The sequence below is a fragment of the Lactobacillus sp. W8174 genome, from assembly GCF_016100975.1.
Classification (GTDB): Bacteria; Bacillota; Bacilli; order Lactobacillales; family Lactobacillaceae; genus Lactobacillus; species Lactobacillus juensis.
Window position 1 is genome coordinate 161,410 of the sequence record NZ_JACFRN010000005.1, and the last position, 18,149, is coordinate 179,558.

An 18,149-nucleotide genomic window follows, 5' to 3' on the forward strand; every position below is an offset into this window, starting at 1 on the left:
TATCATAAAGAGTTTTACTTAGTCCACGACCCATCGTCTATTACATAGTGATCATTGCCTAAATCTACCATTTCTTTATTTTCATACTGTTGCCTGAATGCATGATAATCTGATAATTTTTTATTTTGTTCTGCTACCGGATTAGTCGTGGGAATAGCAGTTAGCAAACTTTTTGTATAAGGGTGCACAGGATCATCAAAAATTGCTTCTGTAGGTCCAATTTCGACAATATGTCCCAAATGAATCACGCCTATATGACTTGAAATGTGCTTAACCATTGCTAAGTCATGGGCAATAAAGAGCATGGCACTGCCACTTTCTCTTTGTATTCGTTGGAGAAGGTTGACAACTTGGGCTTGTACTGAAACATCCAAAGCGGAAATAGCTTCATCTGCAATAATAAGTCTAGGATGCATGATCACCACTCTGGCAATACCAACCCTTTGTCTTTGACCTCCGGAAAGTTCTTGTGGGTAACGGTTAACAAAGGATGAATCAAGCCCGACTACTTTGAGCATTTCTATAACCTTTTGCAATTTTTCATCCTTAGATAATTCTGGATAATGAATATCTAACCCCAGCTTGACTATGTCACCGACTTTTTTACGAGGATTTAGTGAAGACATAGGATCTTGAAAAATCATTTGCATGTCTTTACGCAATTTGGCAGTCTGCTTTTTACTTAAATGACCCGCTATTTGTTCACCCTCAAAAATCACCTCACCTGCAGTAGGCCAATAAAGACGAATAATTGAACGTCCAATAGTGGTCTTTCCACTTCCTGACTCACCCACCAGGCCAAAAGTCTCACCATTAGCAATGTTAAAGGACACATCATCTACCGCTTTAACTATTTTTTTATTTGCAACTGGAAAATATTGCTTCAAATGATGAACTTCTAAGATATTTTTAGTCATCGCTTATGATGCTCCCTTCATTTTTAAAATTCTTTTTTGCAAAACTGGTGGAATTGATACTTTAGGAGCCCTCTTATCTAGGAGCCAAGTTGCAGCATAATGGTGGTCGTTAATTTTAAACATTGGCGGTTGCTTTTTAAAGTCAATATTTAAGGCGTACTTATTTCTGGGAGCAAAAGCATCACCAACAATTGGCTGTGTTAAGTCTGGAATCGTGCCTGCAATAGTTGGCAGTTCGTCAACTTTTTCATTAATATCAGGTACTGATTCAAGCAAACCCCAGGTATATGGGTGGCGAGGTTCAAAAAAGATATCTTGGCTCGTTCCCGTCTCAACTATTTTTCCAGCGTACATGACGTTCACATAGGTTGCAATATTGGCAACTACTCCCAGATTATGAGTGATAAAAATGACAGATAATTTCCTTCTTTTCTGGATATCTTTAATCAGGTTCAAAATTTTTGCCTGAATAGTAACATCCAATCCCGTTGTTGGCTCGTCACAGATCAGTAAACTAGGATTTCCAGCCAAGGCTATGGCAATAACAATTCTTTGTCTCATGCCCCCAGAAAGCTGGTGTGGGTACTGGTTTTGAACAACCTGCATATTTTGAATGCCAACGGTTTCAATTAAACTAAGCACCCGTTCATTGATTTGATCCTTATTCATCTCGGGATGAGAAGACTTAACTGCCTCAGCAATTTGTTTGTTAATTTTCATGGTGGGATCAAGAGAGGTCATCGGGTCTTGAAAAACCATTGCTATTTCCTTGCCTTTAATGCGGTTTTGCATAATCTTAGGACTAATTTTTAATAAATCCACAGTTTGCGGACCATTTTCAGTCTGATAAGTGAAATTGATCTCACCGGCTTTAATTATTTGATTGGCCTCTTTTTCGCCCATGATTGGTTTGACACTGGCCGACTTGCCACAACCGGATTCACCAACCAAGGCAACTGTTTCACCCTTTTTTACCTGATAACTTATCCCCCTGACAGCTTGCACTTCTCCATGATCGGTATGATAGGCTACTTGTAAATTTTTTATTTCTAAAACTGTTTCGGTCATAATCTTACCTAACTTCCTTCAATAGCATCCCGCAAGCCATCCGCAATAATATTAAAGCTCAGCATAATTAGTGCTAAAAATAAAACTGGGAAAATAACCATGTACGGGTAAACGATAGCTTGGGTATAACCATCATTGATCATCGTTCCTAACGATGCTAATGGTGCCGGAACACCTAAACCGATAAAGGCCAAGAATGCTTCCAAAAAAATTGCGTTCGGAATAGATAACATAAATGTGGTAATTATTTGTCCTAATGTATTGGGTAAAATTTGAGAGAAAATAATTTTAATATCAGATTCTCCCATTGTCTTTGCTGATAAAACATACTCGCTGGTTTTCAGTTCCAACACCTGTGCGCGAACTATTCTACTCATATTAATCCAGCCGACAATCATCATGGCCGTAATTATGCTTACTAGACCTGGTTTCATAACCAGAACCAGCAATGTAACAATAATGATCATAGGAATAGTACTGAGAATTTCTGTTATTCTTTGCATGAATAAATCGATTTTGCCACCAAAATATCCTGAAATTAGACCATAACTAGTACCAATAACCAGATCAATTGCCATAGCCACTAATGCAACCCTTAGTGAAACTGACGTACCAGCCGCAACTCTTACAAAAATGTCTCTGCCTAGGTTATCCGTTCCAAACCAATGACCATTAACACCAGGAGCTAAATTAGACTGGTTAGGATACGGCGTAGTGGGTGAGTATTGACTAAGGTGAGGTGCCAGAATAGCTATTAAAGCAATAATAATTAAAACAACTGCGCTAATCACTGCACCTTTATTTTTCAAAAAGCGATGCCAAACCAACTGCCCATATGAATAAGATTTACCAGAATAATGGTCAACTGTTTCCGATTTATGGGCAAAATCAAAATCATTATTTTCTATATTAGTCATAATTACTTGCCCTCATCTAGTCTAATACGTGGATCTATCAATCCATAGAGAATATCAACAATTAGCATAATGCTGATAAAAAGCACTGCATAAAAGAAGGTTATGCCTAAAACAACATTATAATCATTAGCCTGAATAGCACTAATATACAAAGTACCCAGGCCTGGGATAGCAAAAGCTTTTTCAATTACCATACTTCCAGCAAGTAGGTCAATCATCAGTGGTGCTAAAACTGTAATAACTGAAATTAAAGTGTTTCTGATAACATGATGTCCGATCAATTGGAACTTCTTAATACCCTTTGAATCCGCTAAACGATAATAATCGGAATTCATAATATCAATCATGTCGTTTCTGACGTACCTTTCAATACTTGCCATAGTAAAAGTACTCAATGCTATCGTTGGCAGAATGCTGGAAACAAATGGCTGACTGGGTTGGTATGTACCTGGGAAGACCATCAACTTGTAAGAAAATATGATTGAAACAATCAGAGCTACTACAAAGTTAGGAAGACTTATTCCTAAAACAGAGATGCCAGTCATTAAGTTATCCCAAATTGTACCTCTTTTGATCGCTGCCAAAATTCCCATCAGAAAGCCTAAAACCGAGCCTAGTACAGTAGCCTGTAAACCTATTTGGAGTGAAATAATAAAATGTTGCAAAATCATTGTAGTAACCGGTGTATTAACCTGAACTGTGTACGAAACACCAAAATCACCAGACAACATATTTTTCAAGTAATTAAAAAATTGTAATGGCACTGGACCATCTAAACCATATTTATGATAAAGTGCCGCTACTTGAGCATGTGACATTTTTTCATCATTAAATGGCGAACCAGGCATTGCCTTTTCCATAATAAAAAGAATCAAAGTAATCAAAAATAATGTAATCATTGCAATTAAGATTCTTTTCAAGACATACTTTTTCAAGTTTTTCCCTCCTATCTTCTTCTATAAGCAAACAGAGCTGAGATTGTATCCCAGCCCCGTTAATACTTATAGTGAAATTATTTAATTGAAGCATATTTGAAGAAGAATGGTACACCTGCAATATGCATCGGTAAATCTTTAATATTAGATCTTTCCAAAACTGGTGCGCCAATTTGATAAAGTGGTGGGCAAGAGGCACTGTCAATTAGGATATTATTTGCCTTGAGAAGCAATTTGTATCTCTTAGCTTGATCAGTTGTTTGATCAGATTGAGCCATTAACTTATCAAATTCTGAATTTGCCCAGCGACCGTAATTACTGTCGTTCTTAGATTGATACATACTCAAGATCGCTGTTGGATCTGCATAATCTGGTCCCCAACGAGTTAAAGTAGCGTCATAAGTAGCTTTTGACATCTTATCAGTTCTGGTCTTCTTTGCTACTTGTTGCAGTGTCACTTTCATGCCAGGAAGATGTTTTTCAACTTGTGCCTTGATATAAGCAGCTACGTTAGCATATGAAGGATCACTGTCATCATAAAGTAAGGTAAATGACCTTAGATTAGTTGCTTTTTTGGCCTTATTCCAATACTTTTTAGCTTGAGCTGGTGAATACTCGTAAAGATTAGTAGTTGATTCATCTGCAAAATCTTTGCCTGTTGTCGGATTCTTAACCAAATCTTTCATAACCATAGAATGAGAAGGAATTGAACCATCTTTTAGGATGTGAGTTGTTATTTCTTTACGATTAATACTGCAAGAAATTGCCTTACGCAAATCAGCATTATCTAATCCCGGTTTTTTCAGATTAAACATAATGTACTGGGTAAAATTACCAACATCATTGACAAAGTTCTTATCTTTTCTATATTTAGAAACAAGCTGACCGCTTAAGTGAACATAGTCTGCACTGCCGTTTTCGAAGGCAATTGCGGCTTTTTCTGGATCGGTAATAATATCAAGCTTAACATTCTTTATTTTGACATTTTTGGCATCCCAATACTTCGGGTTTTTAACCAACTGGATAGTATTGTCACCTAATTTCCAGCCCTTAATTTGATACGGTCCAGAATAAATTAAGTGATTAGAATCTTGTGCAAATTTCTTTCCTGCTTTTTCAAAATATTTTTGATTAACGGGGGCAAAATCACTAAATGCCAGCAATTTGTTCATGTAAGGTACAACATGATCAAGTTGCACTACTAGAGTTTTAGGACCTGCAGCTTTAACACCTAATGACTTAACCGGCTTCTTGCCAGCAACAATGTCATTGGCATTTTTTATTCCGGCCGCACCTGGCTGGAAGTTAAAGGCTGAGGCAATCTTAGGATCTGATAACCGTCGCCAGGCAAAAACAAAATCATTAGCAGTTACTGGATCACCATTTGACCATTTAGCATTCTCACGAATTGTATATGTCTTGGTTAATCCATGATTACTCGTTTTAACTTTAGAAGCCAATGCCAATTGGGGCTTATCGTGGGCGTCAATAGTATAAAGCCCTTCTGTTGTATTAGCAACGACAGTTGAGGAAGTGTTTTGATACGCTAAAATTGGGTCAAGAGAGTCAACCGTGGCATTTTGGACAACAGTGATTTTATCTTGATTTTTAGTACCAGAACTAGAATTTTTCTGGCATCCTGTTATTAGCAAACCTACACATGCAATTGCAGTAGCAAACAATGCACTTTTTTTCATAATTATCACTCTTTTCTAAAAAGATTTCTGATGACCAAAGCCACCAGATAGTTGGCAAGTAGCTGCAGCATTTTTACTAGCAGCTAAAGCAGCTTCTTGCAGATTGTTTTGATTTAAATAGGAAACTAGAAAGCCGGCAATAAAGCTGTCACCTGCTCCCATCGTATCGACAATCTTCACAGTTTGTGGTTCTTGATAAAGGGACTCTTGCGATGTCAACAAGAAAGCTGGCTTGGCACCGCGTGTTATAACAATGACTTCTGGTCCTAAAGTGAGATATTTTTTGGCAAAACCTTCTACCTGTTCATCAGACATCTCCGAACCAGAAAAGAAAGCGTAATCTACAAAAGGTAAAACACGTTTAAAATAACTTTCATTGCGAGAATCTGAAAAATCAAATGATACTTTGGCAATATGATGCAGTTCATCAAGATAATTTTCAATTCCTGAATCAATTCCAACGTGAGCTACATCAAATTTTTTTATTTCAGCAAAGTCTGTTGGTGTAAGCCTTAAAGATAATAAATGCATTACTGAATTTTTAGGACCAGGGGCAAAAGTTCTATCACCATCATCTGTGAGAATAACCCGAGGCTGAGCTGTAGGTGCATAGACCTTACGACAGTTAATAAGTTCCACTTTTTCTTCAGTTAAAGATTGCTTGATATGCTGTGCGCGATCGTCATCCCCAAACATTCCTAGGTAAGCTGATACATCAGCTCCTGCCTTTTTGGCGTCGACTGCTACATTGACACAATTTCCGCCTGGAAAAAATACCTTTTGCTTGATGTATGTGTCAGCCACATTGTCACCAACTGCAATTATTTTCATGAGTTGCAGCCCTTTTTAATAATCCAGATGTCCCATATAACGACGAACATCTAACGAGTGGCCTCTTTCATAAGCAAATCCTTCAGCTAGTTGACGGAAAGCAACTCCTGAAAGAATCTGAGAATAGTATTCTTTAAAGTCGTCGTCTACTTCATGCATATCAAAGTCAGCATCGTCAATTACATAAACTTTTTGACTGTGCTTTTTGGCAAAGTCAATTACGCGCTGATCCATTTTTCTAGTTACGCCTAATCCTTTGCAAATGATAAATGGCACATCAAAATCTGTTACTTCGAATGGACCATGGAAATACTCGGCAGAATTGATGTAACCACTATGAATCCATTGCATTTCTTGAAGCCAGCATGCTGAGAATGAATATGTTTCTCCAGTATTAATACCTGAGCCTACAGCATAAATTAATTTTTCACGTTTTAATTCACTAGTCCATTTCTTAGCAGTTTCGCCAAATTGCTTTCTCACCCTATCAGCCATAGTTTCTAAACTAGCCAAAGCCTGCAAGCCTTTTTCATATTTATTATCACCAGTTACAGACTTCAATAGGCTAAACAAGAAACCATATAAAACCCCATTATTTAAATCAGAAGCATCTGTTCCTTTGCCCCAGCTATAATGCAAAGTGAAATCTGAGTTCTTTTCTAAGTCAGAACCTGCCGTGTAGGTAATGCCGACTGTTAAAGCCCCTTTACTTTTGGCAAAATTAACTGCCTCATTTGTTTCTGGTGTAGTACCTGAATGAGAACAAGAAACTACTAAACTATGTTTGCCTAAATCATGAGGATTACGAGTTGTGAATTCTCGTGCAGGTAAAATTGTAGCAGGGATATCGCATTCGCGATTGAAAATATATTCAGCTGGCTGCATAAAAGCCATTGATCCTCCACAAGCTACAAAGTAAACATGATTAATGCCATCAAGCTTTTCTGTAGCGGCAAGTGCATTTTTAATTTCTTGTTGATATTCTTTTTTCATTTTTAACCTCTCAATCATTCTTGTTATATGATGTTATATTATAAGATAATCGCTGGATTTTAATATGTCAAGCGTTTTCTTAAAATTAATTAAGAAAAATGATCAATTAGTAAAAATCTGATAAAAAGTTTGTGAACTGGTATAAACCAATTGCCTATATATCAAAGCACGCAAAAAAAGCACTTCACAAACTCGTGAAATGCTTTAAATAATTATTAATAAATATCTTACTTTATGACAAATGTTTACCAATCACACTACCAATAATTGACAGTGTAAAACAAACTGCAAAGTACAATACAGCTAAGGCAGCAAACATCGGCAAAATATAATTTGCATTTTGACCATAAATAACTTGTGCGTGTTGCATCATTTCCGGCACAACAATGATTGTTGCCAAAGAGGTGTCCTTAATTAGAGAAACAAACTGACTGATAATCGTTGGAATCATGTTTTTATAAGCCTGAGGTAAAACGACATGCCATAAAGCCTGAACAAAGGACATGCCAGTTGATCTTGCACCTTCCATCTGACCGATAGAAACAGATTGAATACCAGAACGCACAATTTCAGCAATCATGCAGGATTCAAATACTGTCATGGCAATAATCGCCGCCGGTATAGTTTCCGGTCTTAAGCCAAAGTTTGGCAATCCAAAATAAGTAAAGAAGATAATTAGCAACAAAGGAATGTTACGAATAATATCAATAACGAAACCTACAATTGCTGAAACATATTTAATTTTAGAATATCTGATTATTCCTAAAATGGAACCAATAATAAAACTTAAAATGACTGAAATTACGGAGATGTAAATAGTTACCCAGAGGCCCATCAACAAAAAGCGTACATTAAGCCACGAAAAGGCGTTAACCCAATTTTGCATTTTCTAGTACCTCCTTTTAACCTAATTTCTTTTCCAAGTGCCGCATATAATAACTAATAGGCAGAGTAACAATCAGATATAAAACACCTACAACTAAATAACTGTTAATAGTGTCAAAAGTAGTAGACGCAATTGAATTAGCTTGGTACATTAAATCAAATCCTGCCACAAAGGCTAAAACTGAAGAGTTTTTGACCAAGTTAACAAACTGATTTCCTAAAGGTGGTATTACTATCTTGAATGCTTGAGGCAAAATGATATAGCGCATTGCCTGCCAGTAGGTCATACCAGTTGATCTTGCACCTTCCATTTGACCGCCGGAAACAGACTGAATTCCTGAACGAATTGTTTCGGCAATAAAAGCAGAAGTATACAGTGTTAAGCCAATAGTCCCTGCAGTAAACCCATTGATTTTGACCACATACATCGGAATTACTAGATAGAAAAACATAGTGATTACAAGCAAAGGAATGTTACGCATTATTTCCACATAGGTATGTCCAATTACACGCATTACTTTACTTGGAACAACTTCCATAATTGCAAATATAGTTCCGATTATTAAACTGAAAAATAAAGCAATTACACTAGATAGTATTGTCCAGCCCAAACCAACAAACAGCTGGCTGCTGAATTTTGAAAAAATATTAATCATCGGCGATACAGCTCCTTATACTTAAATCCTGGAACATCGCCAAACCACTTTTTAATTAAGCGATTATATTCACCATCATGCTGCATCTCAAGAACTGCCTTGTCTACAGCTTCAGTAAATGAGGTTTGTCCCTTATTAACCGCAACACCGTATGGTTCAACAGTAAAGGTACCGCCACGAACTTCGTAGCCCGGATTTTGCACCGCTAAACCAAATAAAATTCCGTTATCAGTAGTTAGAGCATCTCCTTGATGTGACTTCAGTGCATTCATTGCTTGGGCATAATCCTGCAATTCAATCACTTTTGCTTTAGGAGCCACCTTTTTAATGTTTTGAACTGAATTTGCGCCTACAACACCGATAACTGTTTTACCGTTTAGATCCTTAGTACTTTTAATTGAAGAATCTTTAGGAACTAAAAGTGACTGACCCGCATCAAAGTATGACTTTGAAAAAGATATAATCTTTTTACGCTCGGGAGTGATTGACATCGTGGCTATAACGGCATCCACATTTCCGTTCTTTAAAAGCGGAATTCTGGATTGAGATGTTGTAGTAACAAACTCAGCTTTTCCTTGAGGTCCTAATATATGCTTTGTAATATGCTTTGCCATATCAACATCAAAACCCTTTTGCTGACCATCCTTAACGTCAATTAAGCCAAAAAGTTTAACATCACCTTTAACACCCCAAACAATAGTATTTGCTTGTTTGGCATTATTTAAAACGGATTGATCACTAAGACTTTTACCACAACCAGTTAACATCAAAATACACGCTAATAAAGGAAACAGCCAAAATTTCTTTTTCATAATTGGCCTCCTTAGTGAGAAATAATTTTACTCAAAAATTGTTGTGCCCGCTCCGTCTTAGGCTGCTTAAAGAAGCTTTCGCTATCATCATCCTCAACAATTCGACCCTGGTCCATAAAGATAACTCTATTTGCTACCTCTTTAGCAAAGCCCATTTCGTGAGTAACAATTAATGAAGTCATACCACTTTCATTGGTAACTTTCTTCATAACTTGTAAAACATCATCAATCATTTCCGGATCAAGAGCAGAAGTTGGTTCATCGTATAAAATCAGTTTTGGTCTCATTGCCAATGTTCTGGCAATAGCAACACGCTGCTTTTGACCACCAGAAATTTGTGAAGGCATATTATGTGCCCATTTGCGTAACCCAACCATATCAAGTAAATCTAACGCCTGTTTTTTATTTTCCTCTTCAGGCATGTGGCTTACTATTCTGGGAGCCAGCATAATATTTTCCAATACATCTTTGTTTTTGTATAAATTAAAGTGCTGGAAAACCATCCCAACATCACTTCGTAAGATGTTGAGGTTCGTCTTTGGATCTGAAAGATCGTGACCGTTAACTACTAACTTACCTTTCTGGATTGATTCAAGTCCGTTTACGGTCCGTACCAAAGTACTCTTACCCGAACCAGATGGTCCAATCAGAACCACCGTTTCACCTTCATCAATCTCTAAATTAATGTCGTGCAGTGCATGAAAATGGCCATAAAATTTTTGCACGTCATGGAACTCTATCATCGACATTGTCATCGCCCCTTTCATAATCAATGCATGAAATAATAAGTTGTAGAATCTATTTTACTATAACCGTTAAGAATTTTAAAAGTAATACAGTGTTTTTAATAAAAATTTATAGAAAGATCTGCTTAATTCACATTGACTTGAAAGTCACCTAGTTAGCGTTATGACGGGAAAGTATAGTAATAAAAAGCTTTTTTGTATGTTCATTAATAATAATTTAATGTCAAAAAATGCCAGTTATAATTAAAAATATCTGTGAAAAATATACTCTTATTTGCATTTTTTCTTCCAAAAATAGTTTGACTGGCATACACTCTAATTAAGGAGAAAACTTATGGATAAAGAAAAAACTTATAAATTACTTTTAAAACAGGCTGGCAGCCTTCTTCAAGATGAACATGACTTAATTGCCAACATGAGTAACATTAGTGCACTGCTTTTTAATGGCTTACCCGAAGTAAGTTATGCTGGATTTTATCGCTTCCAAGAGCAAGAGCTCATTTTAGGACCATTTCAAGGGCCAGTCGCCTGCATGCGTATTCAATTAGGAAAAGGCGTATGCGGCACAGCTGCACAAACCGGTCAGATTCAAATTGTTCCCGATGTTCACAAGTTTAGTGGTCATATTGCCTGTGATGCCAATACCAATTCAGAAATCGTTCTTCCCATTATCCACGATAAAAAACTTGTCGCTGTTCTTGACCTTGACAGCAATGACTTTGCCAGATTCGACCAAATTGATGCTCAATATTTAGCAAAAATAGCAGAACTGCTATTTAATTAAATGCAAGAAATAAAATAAAAGACCAGTAAATCAACTATTAGATGACTTATTGGTCTTTATAAATTCTAAACTCTCTTAAATCTCTGACTAAAAGTTATTCCGTTAAACTTTTTTACTTTTTACCGGCTAGACGCTGAAATCCCTTCACAATTTCTACTATTAAAATCATACAAATTCCCGCTCCTAAAACAATTAACCATTGAGTCGAGTTAAGTTCGGTTACATCAAAGAACTTGGTCATAAACGGTAGTTCAACTGCCGCCATGACAACAGCAGAAATTAGTATCGCCCAATTAAACCATTTATTAGCAAAAGTCCTTTTAGAAAAAATTGATTGGTGAATATACTTAGAATTAAAAGCATGAAACAGTTGAATTAGGCCTAAAGTGAGAAAAGCCATTGTCAGAGCATCAGCATGTTGCAGATTGGCATTACCCATATGAGGGCCAAAATTTAAGCCTAGTTGATAAGTGGTTAAAACAATGGCACCTTCTAAAATTCCTTGATAAATAATTGAGCTGGCAACACCACCACTGAAGAAGTTTGATTTTTTACCCCGTGGTGTCCGTTTCATAATACCTTTTTCAACTGGTTCAAGTCCCAAGGCAATAGCTGGTAAAGTATCTGTCACCAAATTAATCCACAACAATTGCACTGGAGCTAAAATATCCCAACCTAGCATGGTCATCATAAATACTGTTAAAACTTCCCCGACATTACAACTCATGAGGTAAAGAATGGCTTTTTGAATATTGCTAAAGACCTTGCGCCCTTGTTTAACAGCTTCAACAATCGTAGCAAAGTTGTCGTCTGCTAAAACCATATCGCTGGCACCTTTTGATACTTCAGTACCGGTAATGCCCATGCCAATTCCAATGTCAGCTTGCTTTAAACTAGGTGCGTCATTAACGCCATCGCCTGTCATAGCCACAATTTTGCCCTGAGCTTGCCAAGCCTTAACAATACGAACTTTGTGTTCTGGTGAAACCCTGGCATAAACATCAAAGTCTGCCACATGTTTTTCTAAATACTCATCGCTAAATTCATCAAGTTGAGCACCGGTGACTACTCGTTCATCTTGTCCGGGCTTTAAAATTCCCAGCCTTTCCGCAATTGCCTGCGCGGTTACTTGAAAGTCTCCTGTAATCATAACTGTTCTAATACCGGCACTGTGAGCTTCTTTAATAGCCTCTTTTGCTTCAGGGCGTTCTGGGTCTATCATCCCTACCAAGCCAGCAAAAATCAAGTCCTGCTCCACATTATCAGTTGTAGGATCATCATATAATTGTTCAACTGTTTTATAGGCTAACCCCAAAACTCTCAACGCATTTTTAGCCATATTTTGATTTGAAAGCATAATTTCATCTTTTTGCTTCTCAGTGATCTCACTGACTTTACCATCAAGTTCAATCCGCGTTACTCGCTTAAGCAGTTGATCTGGAGCTCCTTTAACTGCTACAAAATATTGTCCATTGTTCTCATTAATAGTACTCATTAATTTACGACCGGAATCAAATGGCACTTCCTGGAGTCTCTGATGATTTGCAAGCAAATTATGCACATCAATTTTTTGATCAAGCGCATACTGAACCAATGCAGTTTCAGTTGGATCACCCAACAATTGATTATTATCATCAAGTTTTGAATCATTAGCTAAAACCATTGCCATTAAAGCATGATTATCATGATTAATGCTATTTGAAGATTGATGAATCTTGTTATCATAATAAACCTGTTCAACTGTCATTTTATTTTGAGTTAAAGTACCGGTTTTATCAGAACAGATGATATCCGTTGCTCCCAAAGTTTCTACTGCTGGCAACTTACGTACAATCGAATTGTGCTTGGCCATTACCTGAGTACCTAGAGCCAAAATAATAGTTACGATTGCAGGTAAACCTTCCGGAATTGCTGCAACAGCAAGTGAGACAGCTACTAAGAACATATCGATTGCTAACTTATCAGTGGGTTCCGTACCCTTTTTAGTGAAAAAGCCTACAACGAATACTACCGCGCAAATGATTAAAATCATTATAGTCAGTGTCTTACCCAATTGGTTGAGATTACGCTTTAATGGTGTATCCGTTTCATCAGTGTTGTTAAGCATTGTCGCAATTTTACCGACTTCAGTATTCATACCTGTTGCGGTAACGATACCTTCACCGCGACCATATGTGACATTGGTATTAGCAAATGCCATATTATCCTGGTCGGCTAAAGCTACCTTTTTTTCATTCACAGGTTCACTATTTTTATCAACCGGAACAGACTCGCCAGTCAAAGCAGATTCTTCGATTTTAAGACTTTTAGTAAGAGTTAACCGCAAATCTGCCGGTACAACATCGCCTGCTTCAAGTAAAACCACATCTCCTGGGACTAATTCAGTACTTGGTATTTCCACAATCTGACCATCACGCCGAACATGGGCATTAGGAGTGGCCATTTTTTTCAAAGCATTAATTGCTTCTTCAGAACGTGTCTCTTGAAAAACGCCTAAAACTGCGTTCAAGATGACCACGATCATGATAATTGCCGCATCTGTCCATTCCTGAGCCACAAAGCCGGAAAGTAACGCTGCAACTATCAAAACAATGATCATGAAATCCTTAAATTGGGCTAAAAAGCGTTGCCAAATGCTAACTTTCTTTTTGCTAGTCAAACTATTAGAACCATATTTTGCTCGTAATCCATCTATTTGACTCGCCCTTAAACCACTGGATACAGACGTTGCAAAGTCCTTTGCAACATCCTCAATTTTTTGATTGTAAAAATTTTGGGGCATCTTTACCTCCTAATAACAAAAAAGAGACTTATATGTACAACACACACAAGTCTCACTATTTAAGATAAGTCCAGAAGTATTTCTTCGGGTGTTGGGCTTATCGCAAGTAATTGCTGTTACTCCCTTATGATGCTTCTTATTATAAATAAATTTTTTACTTTTAACAAGAATAAGGCTATTAAATTAGTTAAATAAAAACACATGGCTTCATATTACGAGAAGTCATGTGTTTAATAAATAATAATATTTACTTAAGACCTGTCCACTTCCATTCAGTAACTTCAGGCATATCTTTACCATTGTCACGAATGTATTGGTGGTGTTTTGCAAGTAATCTATCCATTTCCGCTACAAAGCCTGCACTCTTTTCAGCATATTGAGGAACACTTAAAATAGCATCTTTTGCCAAATGGAAACGATCAAGTTTATTAACTACCCGCATATCAAACGGTGTAGTAATATCCCCTTCTTCTTCATAGCAGTGAATATGAACATTGCTGCGCTTGCGACCAAACCAAATGGATTGCATCATTGCTTTATAGCCATGCCATGCAAAGATTACTGGCACATCGCTTGGGAATAATTGCTCAAATTCTTCATCAGAAATTGCTTCTGGATTATCCTTAGTATTCATTAATTTCATAACGTCAATGACGTTAATATAACGAATCTTGAGATCAGGGAAATTCTTATGCAAAATATCGATTGCAGCAAGTGATTCCATTGTCGGTTCCGTTTCAGTTGAAGCAAAGACAACATCAGGCTTAGCATTTTGGTCAGTTGATGCCCAATCAATGTATGATAAGCCGTGGTTGGCAATACGAGTTGCTTCATCAATCGAGAACCACTGAGGTCTTTCTTGCTTAGAAGTAACCAAAATATTGATGCACTCACGATCGGTGAAAGCTTTTTGCGAAACTGCCAAAAGAGAATTAGTATCAGCTGGTAAATACTCATGAACTAAATCAGGACGATTCTTTTCATACATGTGAGTCAAAACACCTGGGTCTTGGTGAGTATAACCGTTATGGTCTTGTTGAAAGACAGTTGAAGTTGCAATAAAGTTAAGTGAAGGATAATCCTTACGCCAGTATTGTTCCTTAGCCTTTCTTAACCATTTCATGTGTTGAGTCAACATTGAATCTACAACACGACCAAATGACTCATAAGTAGCAAAGAAACCGTGGCGACCAGACAAAACATAGCCCTCAAGCCAGCCTTCATCTTGGTGCTCAGACAATTGTGAATCGATCAACCGACCACTTGGCGCCAAGTTTTCATCATTAGGCGTATGAACGGAACTTTCCCATTGCCGTTTTTGCTCATCAATAAATTTAAATAAACGGTTTGACTTAGTTTCATCTGGTCCAAAGCCGCGGAAAGTACTTGGATTGAGTTCAGCAATTTCGTTTAAGTATTTAGCCCATTCGGTCATGTCTTCAGCTTCAATAGAACCTGGTTGATCAAATTTCAACGCATACTTGCGATAATCCGGCAGACTAAGACGTTTAGCTTTTTCTCCACCCGCATTAGTGATTGGATTCATGGCCATCCTACTATCACCAGTAACATTATCAGCTGTCACGATTTCTGTTGGGACGCCATTTTCATCGAATAACTCTTCCGGTTTATAGCTCTTTAGCCAGTCCACCAGCATATCTTTATGTTCCATGTCATCTTGAGCAACAGGAATTGGAATCTGGTGAGCTCTAAATGAGTTTTCAATTGGATTACCATCAAGATCCTTCTTTGGACCTGTCCAGCCCTTTGGCACCCGGAAAATGATCATTGGCCAGTGTGGTAAAGTTTCATCATTATTTTCACGAGCATTCTTCTGAATTGCCTTAATTTCTTCAATTACGGTATCCATTAATTTGGCCATTTCTTCATGAACCTGCATATGATCTTTGTAACCGTCAAACTCGCCACCGTTATATGCAGAAATAATATAAGGATGCCAACCCATGCCTTCAAAATACTTGGTCAATTCTTCATCCGACATTCGGGAAACGATAGTTGGATTGGAAATCTTAAAACCATTAATTTGCAAGATTGGCAAAACTGCCCCGTCCTTAATAGGATTAATAAATTTGTCGCTAAACCAGCTAGCTGCAAGAGGTCCAGTTTCTGCCTCACCATCACCAATTTCAACTGCGGCGATAACATCAGGATTGTCTAAAATTGCACCTGTGCCATGGGAAAGTGAGTAACCTAACTCACCACCTTCGTGCATCGAACCGGGGGTTTCAGGTGCAGCGTGCGAAGCAGAACCACCTGGGAAACTGAAACGCTTGAAGAGCTTAGCCATTCCTTTTTCATCTTGTTGAATTTCAGGATAAAGCTCGCTGTATGAACCATCAAGGTATGAATTAGATACCATAACCTGACCACCATGACCTGAACCTTCAATATAGAACATGTTCAAACCATACTTTTTGATAACTCTATTTAAATGAGCATAAATAAAGTTTTGAGGTGAAATAGTGCCCCAGTGACCAATTGGTTTTGGTTTAACTTCATTTGCCTGCAATTCATGCTTTAATAACGGATTGCTCATTAAGAAAAGTTGGCCTACAGATAGATAGTTTGCTGCACGCCAGTGAGCATCAACACTTTTGAGAAATTCTTTTGAGTCGTAATCAACTGCCATTTTTATTCTCCCTTTTAAATATTTGCTAAAATTCATTTTATAAACATATTATAGCAAGTTTTTGGTAAAGTTCAACCATTTTAAAAATTGGTTCGTCCCAATTATAAAAGTACGCGTTTGGCTCTCACACAATACTAAGAAAAGCTGCTATCACTATATTTTTTATTTACAGATCAGCATATTTATGTTCAAATACTGATAAACACTTATTTTTTAACACAAATACAGAAAAAAAGATAAAGTAATATTGACTATGATGCTAAATTAATGGGAGGAGAAGTAATATGACACAAGAAGAATGTCTGCGGCAAATTAAGCAAATGCTTAATCAAGAAAATCATTTGAGTACTCGCAAGTTAGCAAATTATTTCAACATTTCTTTTGACACAGCCCGTCGTGATGTAGTGCGGTTAACTTCAACTGGCCAAGCTATCAGAGTTCACGGTGGATTAGTCGCAATAGATCGAAGTGATGTGCCCAACTTTCTCACGAGAAGTCAAATCGATTCCCCGGTCAAAACCAAGATGGCAAAAATGGCTCAAAGGTTTGTCCATTCTAATCAATGCGACTTTATTGGTCCATCTACCACTTTAAAAAAATTGTGCAAATTAATTTGTGGTACTGATCTCCAGATAGTCACTAATTCAATCGACAACTCTTTAGCATTGTTGCAATCTAAATTACCAAGGGTAAGGCTTCTTGGAGGCAAAATGGATAAGGAAGACAGGTTTAATTACTCTGTTGATTCACTTGAACTTTTGCATCGACTGAGCTTTAATACTGCCTTTATTGGCACATCGAATGTTAAAAGTGATGGCATTTATTCCGCAAAAATGGATGATTCAGAAATAATCAAAGTTGCCTGTTCCAGAGCAAAACAAGTGATCGTCGTCGCAGAAAAATACAAATTTGATAGTCAAAATACTTCTCCTTACATGTCAATTCCGCTTAATAAGATTGACGTTCTAATCACCGATTTGCCTTTGCCCAAAAAATTTCAGAATTGTTTTTCGCCCAAAACGCAAATCATTTCAGTATTAAGGAAGTGAGGTTATGCGCAGCTTTTTAGCTAGTTTGTTTTCAACAAAGCAGCAACAGCTAATCGAAGAAGTTTATCAAGATTTAGACCAATTTTATAACAGTTTTTTTAGTAATATATACAATGAATTGAATATCAAAAAATATAAGCAAATTCGTGATGCCGTTGGTATGGTAATGCGCAAGTTTGACAGTAAAGATCACCCATTAGATTATACTGGCAAATTAGTATTGTATATTGAGGCATGTGTCGCAATGCAGCATTTGCATTTAACGACCTTGCAGCAAAAACTTTTACGTGACTTAAGTGATAAAACCAGAAAAATCAACTTAAACTTTGTTTATACTGGACGGATTATGGATCTGCAACAATTCAAGAATGTTTGATTTTCTTTTTTAAATAGAATGTATCCCAAAAAAGCAGGCTTAAGCCTGCTT

At 37.1% G+C, this 18,149-nt stretch carries 16 protein-coding genes; 3 read left to right on the top strand and 13 right to left on the bottom strand.

The annotated features are described in order from the left end of the window. Positions 1-14: 14 nt before the first annotated feature. The 11 genes from H3U49_RS08035 to H3U49_RS08085 all read right to left on the bottom strand — a co-directional run bounded on the left by H3U49_RS08035 (position 15) and on the right by H3U49_RS08085 (position 10,460). Entirely contained in the window at positions 15-917 is a 903-nt protein-coding gene (locus H3U49_RS08035) for an ATP-binding cassette domain-containing protein (RefSeq protein WP_198180924.1), read from the bottom strand. Between the two features lie 3 nt (positions 918-920). Next, positions 921-1,988: an ABC transporter ATP-binding protein gene (locus H3U49_RS08040; RefSeq protein ID WP_265892947.1), complete on the bottom strand. Its 1,068-nt coding sequence runs from the start codon at positions 1,986-1,988 to the stop codon at positions 921-923. A 5-nt stretch (positions 1,989-1,993) separates the two neighbouring features. Then, positions 1,994-2,902: an ABC transporter permease gene (locus tag H3U49_RS08045; protein ID WP_198180926.1), complete on the bottom strand. Its 909-nt coding sequence runs from the start codon at positions 2,900-2,902 to the stop codon at positions 1,994-1,996. 2 nt (positions 2,903-2,904) lie between these two features. Beyond that, a complete protein-coding gene (locus H3U49_RS08050; RefSeq protein WP_198180927.1) occupies positions 2,905-3,837 on the bottom strand; it encodes an ABC transporter permease in 933 nt (310 codons plus the stop codon). A 77-nt stretch (positions 3,838-3,914) separates the two neighbouring features. Next, positions 3,915-5,534 (bottom strand): peptide ABC transporter substrate-binding protein, encoded by a 1,620-nt coding sequence (locus H3U49_RS08055; RefSeq protein WP_198180928.1) that lies wholly within the window; start codon positions 5,532-5,534, stop codon positions 3,915-3,917. A 15-nt stretch (positions 5,535-5,549) separates the two neighbouring features. Next, a complete protein-coding gene (locus tag H3U49_RS08060) occupies positions 5,550-6,365 on the bottom strand; it encodes a PfkB family carbohydrate kinase (RefSeq protein ID WP_198180929.1) in 816 nt (271 codons plus the stop codon). A gap of 15 nt (positions 6,366-6,380) precedes the next feature. Then, positions 6,381-7,358 (bottom strand): SIS domain-containing protein, encoded by a 978-nt coding sequence (locus H3U49_RS08065; protein WP_198180930.1) that lies wholly within the window; start codon positions 7,356-7,358, stop codon positions 6,381-6,383. Between the two features lie 232 nt (positions 7,359-7,590). Continuing rightward, positions 7,591-8,244, bottom strand: a complete 654-nt coding sequence (locus H3U49_RS08070; RefSeq protein WP_198180931.1) for an amino acid ABC transporter permease — start codon at positions 8,242-8,244, stop codon at positions 7,591-7,593. 16 nt (positions 8,245-8,260) lie between these two features. Next, positions 8,261-8,899 carry an amino acid ABC transporter permease gene (locus tag H3U49_RS08075; protein WP_198180932.1) on the bottom strand — a complete coding sequence of 213 codons (639 nt, stop codon included), beginning with the start codon at positions 8,897-8,899 and terminating at the stop codon, positions 8,261-8,263. After that, on the bottom strand, positions 8,896-9,711 hold the full coding sequence (locus H3U49_RS08080; protein ID WP_198180933.1) for a glutamate ABC transporter substrate-binding protein: 816 nt from the start codon (positions 9,709-9,711) through the stop codon (positions 8,896-8,898). The genes H3U49_RS08075 and H3U49_RS08080 overlap by 4 nt, the downstream gene beginning before the upstream one ends. A gap of 11 nt (positions 9,712-9,722) precedes the next feature. Continuing rightward, entirely contained in the window at positions 9,723-10,460 is a 738-nt protein-coding gene (locus H3U49_RS08085) for an amino acid ABC transporter ATP-binding protein (protein WP_034977167.1), read from the bottom strand. Between the two features lie 331 nt (positions 10,461-10,791). Between H3U49_RS08085 and H3U49_RS08090 the strand changes: the two genes are divergently transcribed. After that, a complete protein-coding gene (locus H3U49_RS08090) occupies positions 10,792-11,241 on the top strand; it encodes a GAF domain-containing protein (protein ID WP_198180934.1) in 450 nt (149 codons plus the stop codon). A 112-nt stretch (positions 11,242-11,353) separates the two neighbouring features. Here H3U49_RS08090 and H3U49_RS08095 read toward each other — a convergent pair whose 3' ends face one another. Together H3U49_RS08095 and H3U49_RS08100 are read right to left on the bottom strand one after the other, a co-directional pair. Further along, positions 11,354-14,023, bottom strand: coding sequence for a calcium-translocating P-type ATPase, PMCA-type (locus H3U49_RS08095; protein WP_198180935.1), 2,670 nt, complete (start codon positions 14,021-14,023; stop codon positions 11,354-11,356). 247 nt (positions 14,024-14,270) lie between these two features. After that, on the bottom strand, positions 14,271-16,673 hold the full coding sequence (locus H3U49_RS08100) for a phosphoketolase family protein (protein WP_198180936.1): 2,403 nt from the start codon (positions 16,671-16,673) through the stop codon (positions 14,271-14,273). Between the two features lie 284 nt (positions 16,674-16,957). On the opposite strand from H3U49_RS08100, the gene H3U49_RS08105 reads away from it, so the two are divergent. Together H3U49_RS08105 and H3U49_RS08110 are read left to right on the top strand one after the other, a co-directional pair. Continuing rightward, positions 16,958-17,722 (top strand): DeoR/GlpR family DNA-binding transcription regulator, encoded by a 765-nt coding sequence (locus H3U49_RS08105; RefSeq protein ID WP_198180937.1) that lies wholly within the window; start codon positions 16,958-16,960, stop codon positions 17,720-17,722. 4 nt (positions 17,723-17,726) lie between these two features. Next, positions 17,727-18,098 (top strand): bacteriocin immunity protein, encoded by a 372-nt coding sequence (locus H3U49_RS08110; protein WP_198180938.1) that lies wholly within the window; start codon positions 17,727-17,729, stop codon positions 18,096-18,098. Positions 18,099-18,149 lie beyond the last annotated feature (51 nt).

Excerpts from the sequence above, each read along its gene's own strand:
- H3U49_RS08035 (WP_198180924.1), bottom strand. The coding sequence starts at position 917 with ATGACTAAAAATATCTTAGAAGTTCATCATTTGAAGCAATATTTTCCA.
- H3U49_RS08045 (WP_198180926.1), bottom strand. The coding sequence starts at position 2,902 with ATGACTAATATAGAAAATAATGATTTTGATTTTGCCCATAAATCGGAA.
- H3U49_RS08055 (WP_198180928.1), bottom strand. The coding sequence starts at position 5,534 with ATGAAAAAAAGTGCATTGTTTGCTACTGCAATTGCATGTGTAGGTTTG.
- H3U49_RS08060 (WP_198180929.1), bottom strand. The coding sequence starts at position 6,365 with ATGAAAATAATTGCAGTTGGTGACAATGTGGCTGACACATACATCAAG.
- H3U49_RS08065 (WP_198180930.1), bottom strand. The coding sequence starts at position 7,358 with ATGAAAAAAGAATATCAACAAGAAATTAAAAATGCACTTGCCGCTACA.
- H3U49_RS08070 (WP_198180931.1), bottom strand. The coding sequence starts at position 8,244 with ATGCAAAATTGGGTTAACGCCTTTTCGTGGCTTAATGTACGCTTTTTG.
- H3U49_RS08075 (WP_198180932.1), bottom strand. The coding sequence starts at position 8,899 with ATGATTAATATTTTTTCAAAATTCAGCAGCCAGCTGTTTGTTGGTTTG.
- H3U49_RS08080 (WP_198180933.1), bottom strand. The coding sequence starts at position 9,711 with ATGAAAAAGAAATTTTGGCTGTTTCCTTTATTAGCGTGTATTTTGATG.
- H3U49_RS08085 (WP_034977167.1), bottom strand. The coding sequence starts at position 10,460 with ATGTCGATGATAGAGTTCCATGACGTGCAAAAATTTTATGGCCATTTT.
- H3U49_RS08090 (WP_198180934.1), top strand. The coding sequence starts at position 10,792 with ATGGATAAAGAAAAAACTTATAAATTACTTTTAAAACAGGCTGGCAGC.
- H3U49_RS08095 (WP_198180935.1), bottom strand. The coding sequence starts at position 14,023 with ATGCCCCAAAATTTTTACAATCAAAAAATTGAGGATGTTGCAAAGGAC.
- H3U49_RS08100 (WP_198180936.1), bottom strand. The coding sequence starts at position 16,673 with ATGGCAGTTGATTACGACTCAAAAGAATTTCTCAAAAGTGTTGATGCT.
- H3U49_RS08105 (WP_198180937.1), top strand. The coding sequence starts at position 16,958 with ATGACACAAGAAGAATGTCTGCGGCAAATTAAGCAAATGCTTAATCAA.
- H3U49_RS08110 (WP_198180938.1), top strand. The coding sequence starts at position 17,727 with ATGCGCAGCTTTTTAGCTAGTTTGTTTTCAACAAAGCAGCAACAGCTA.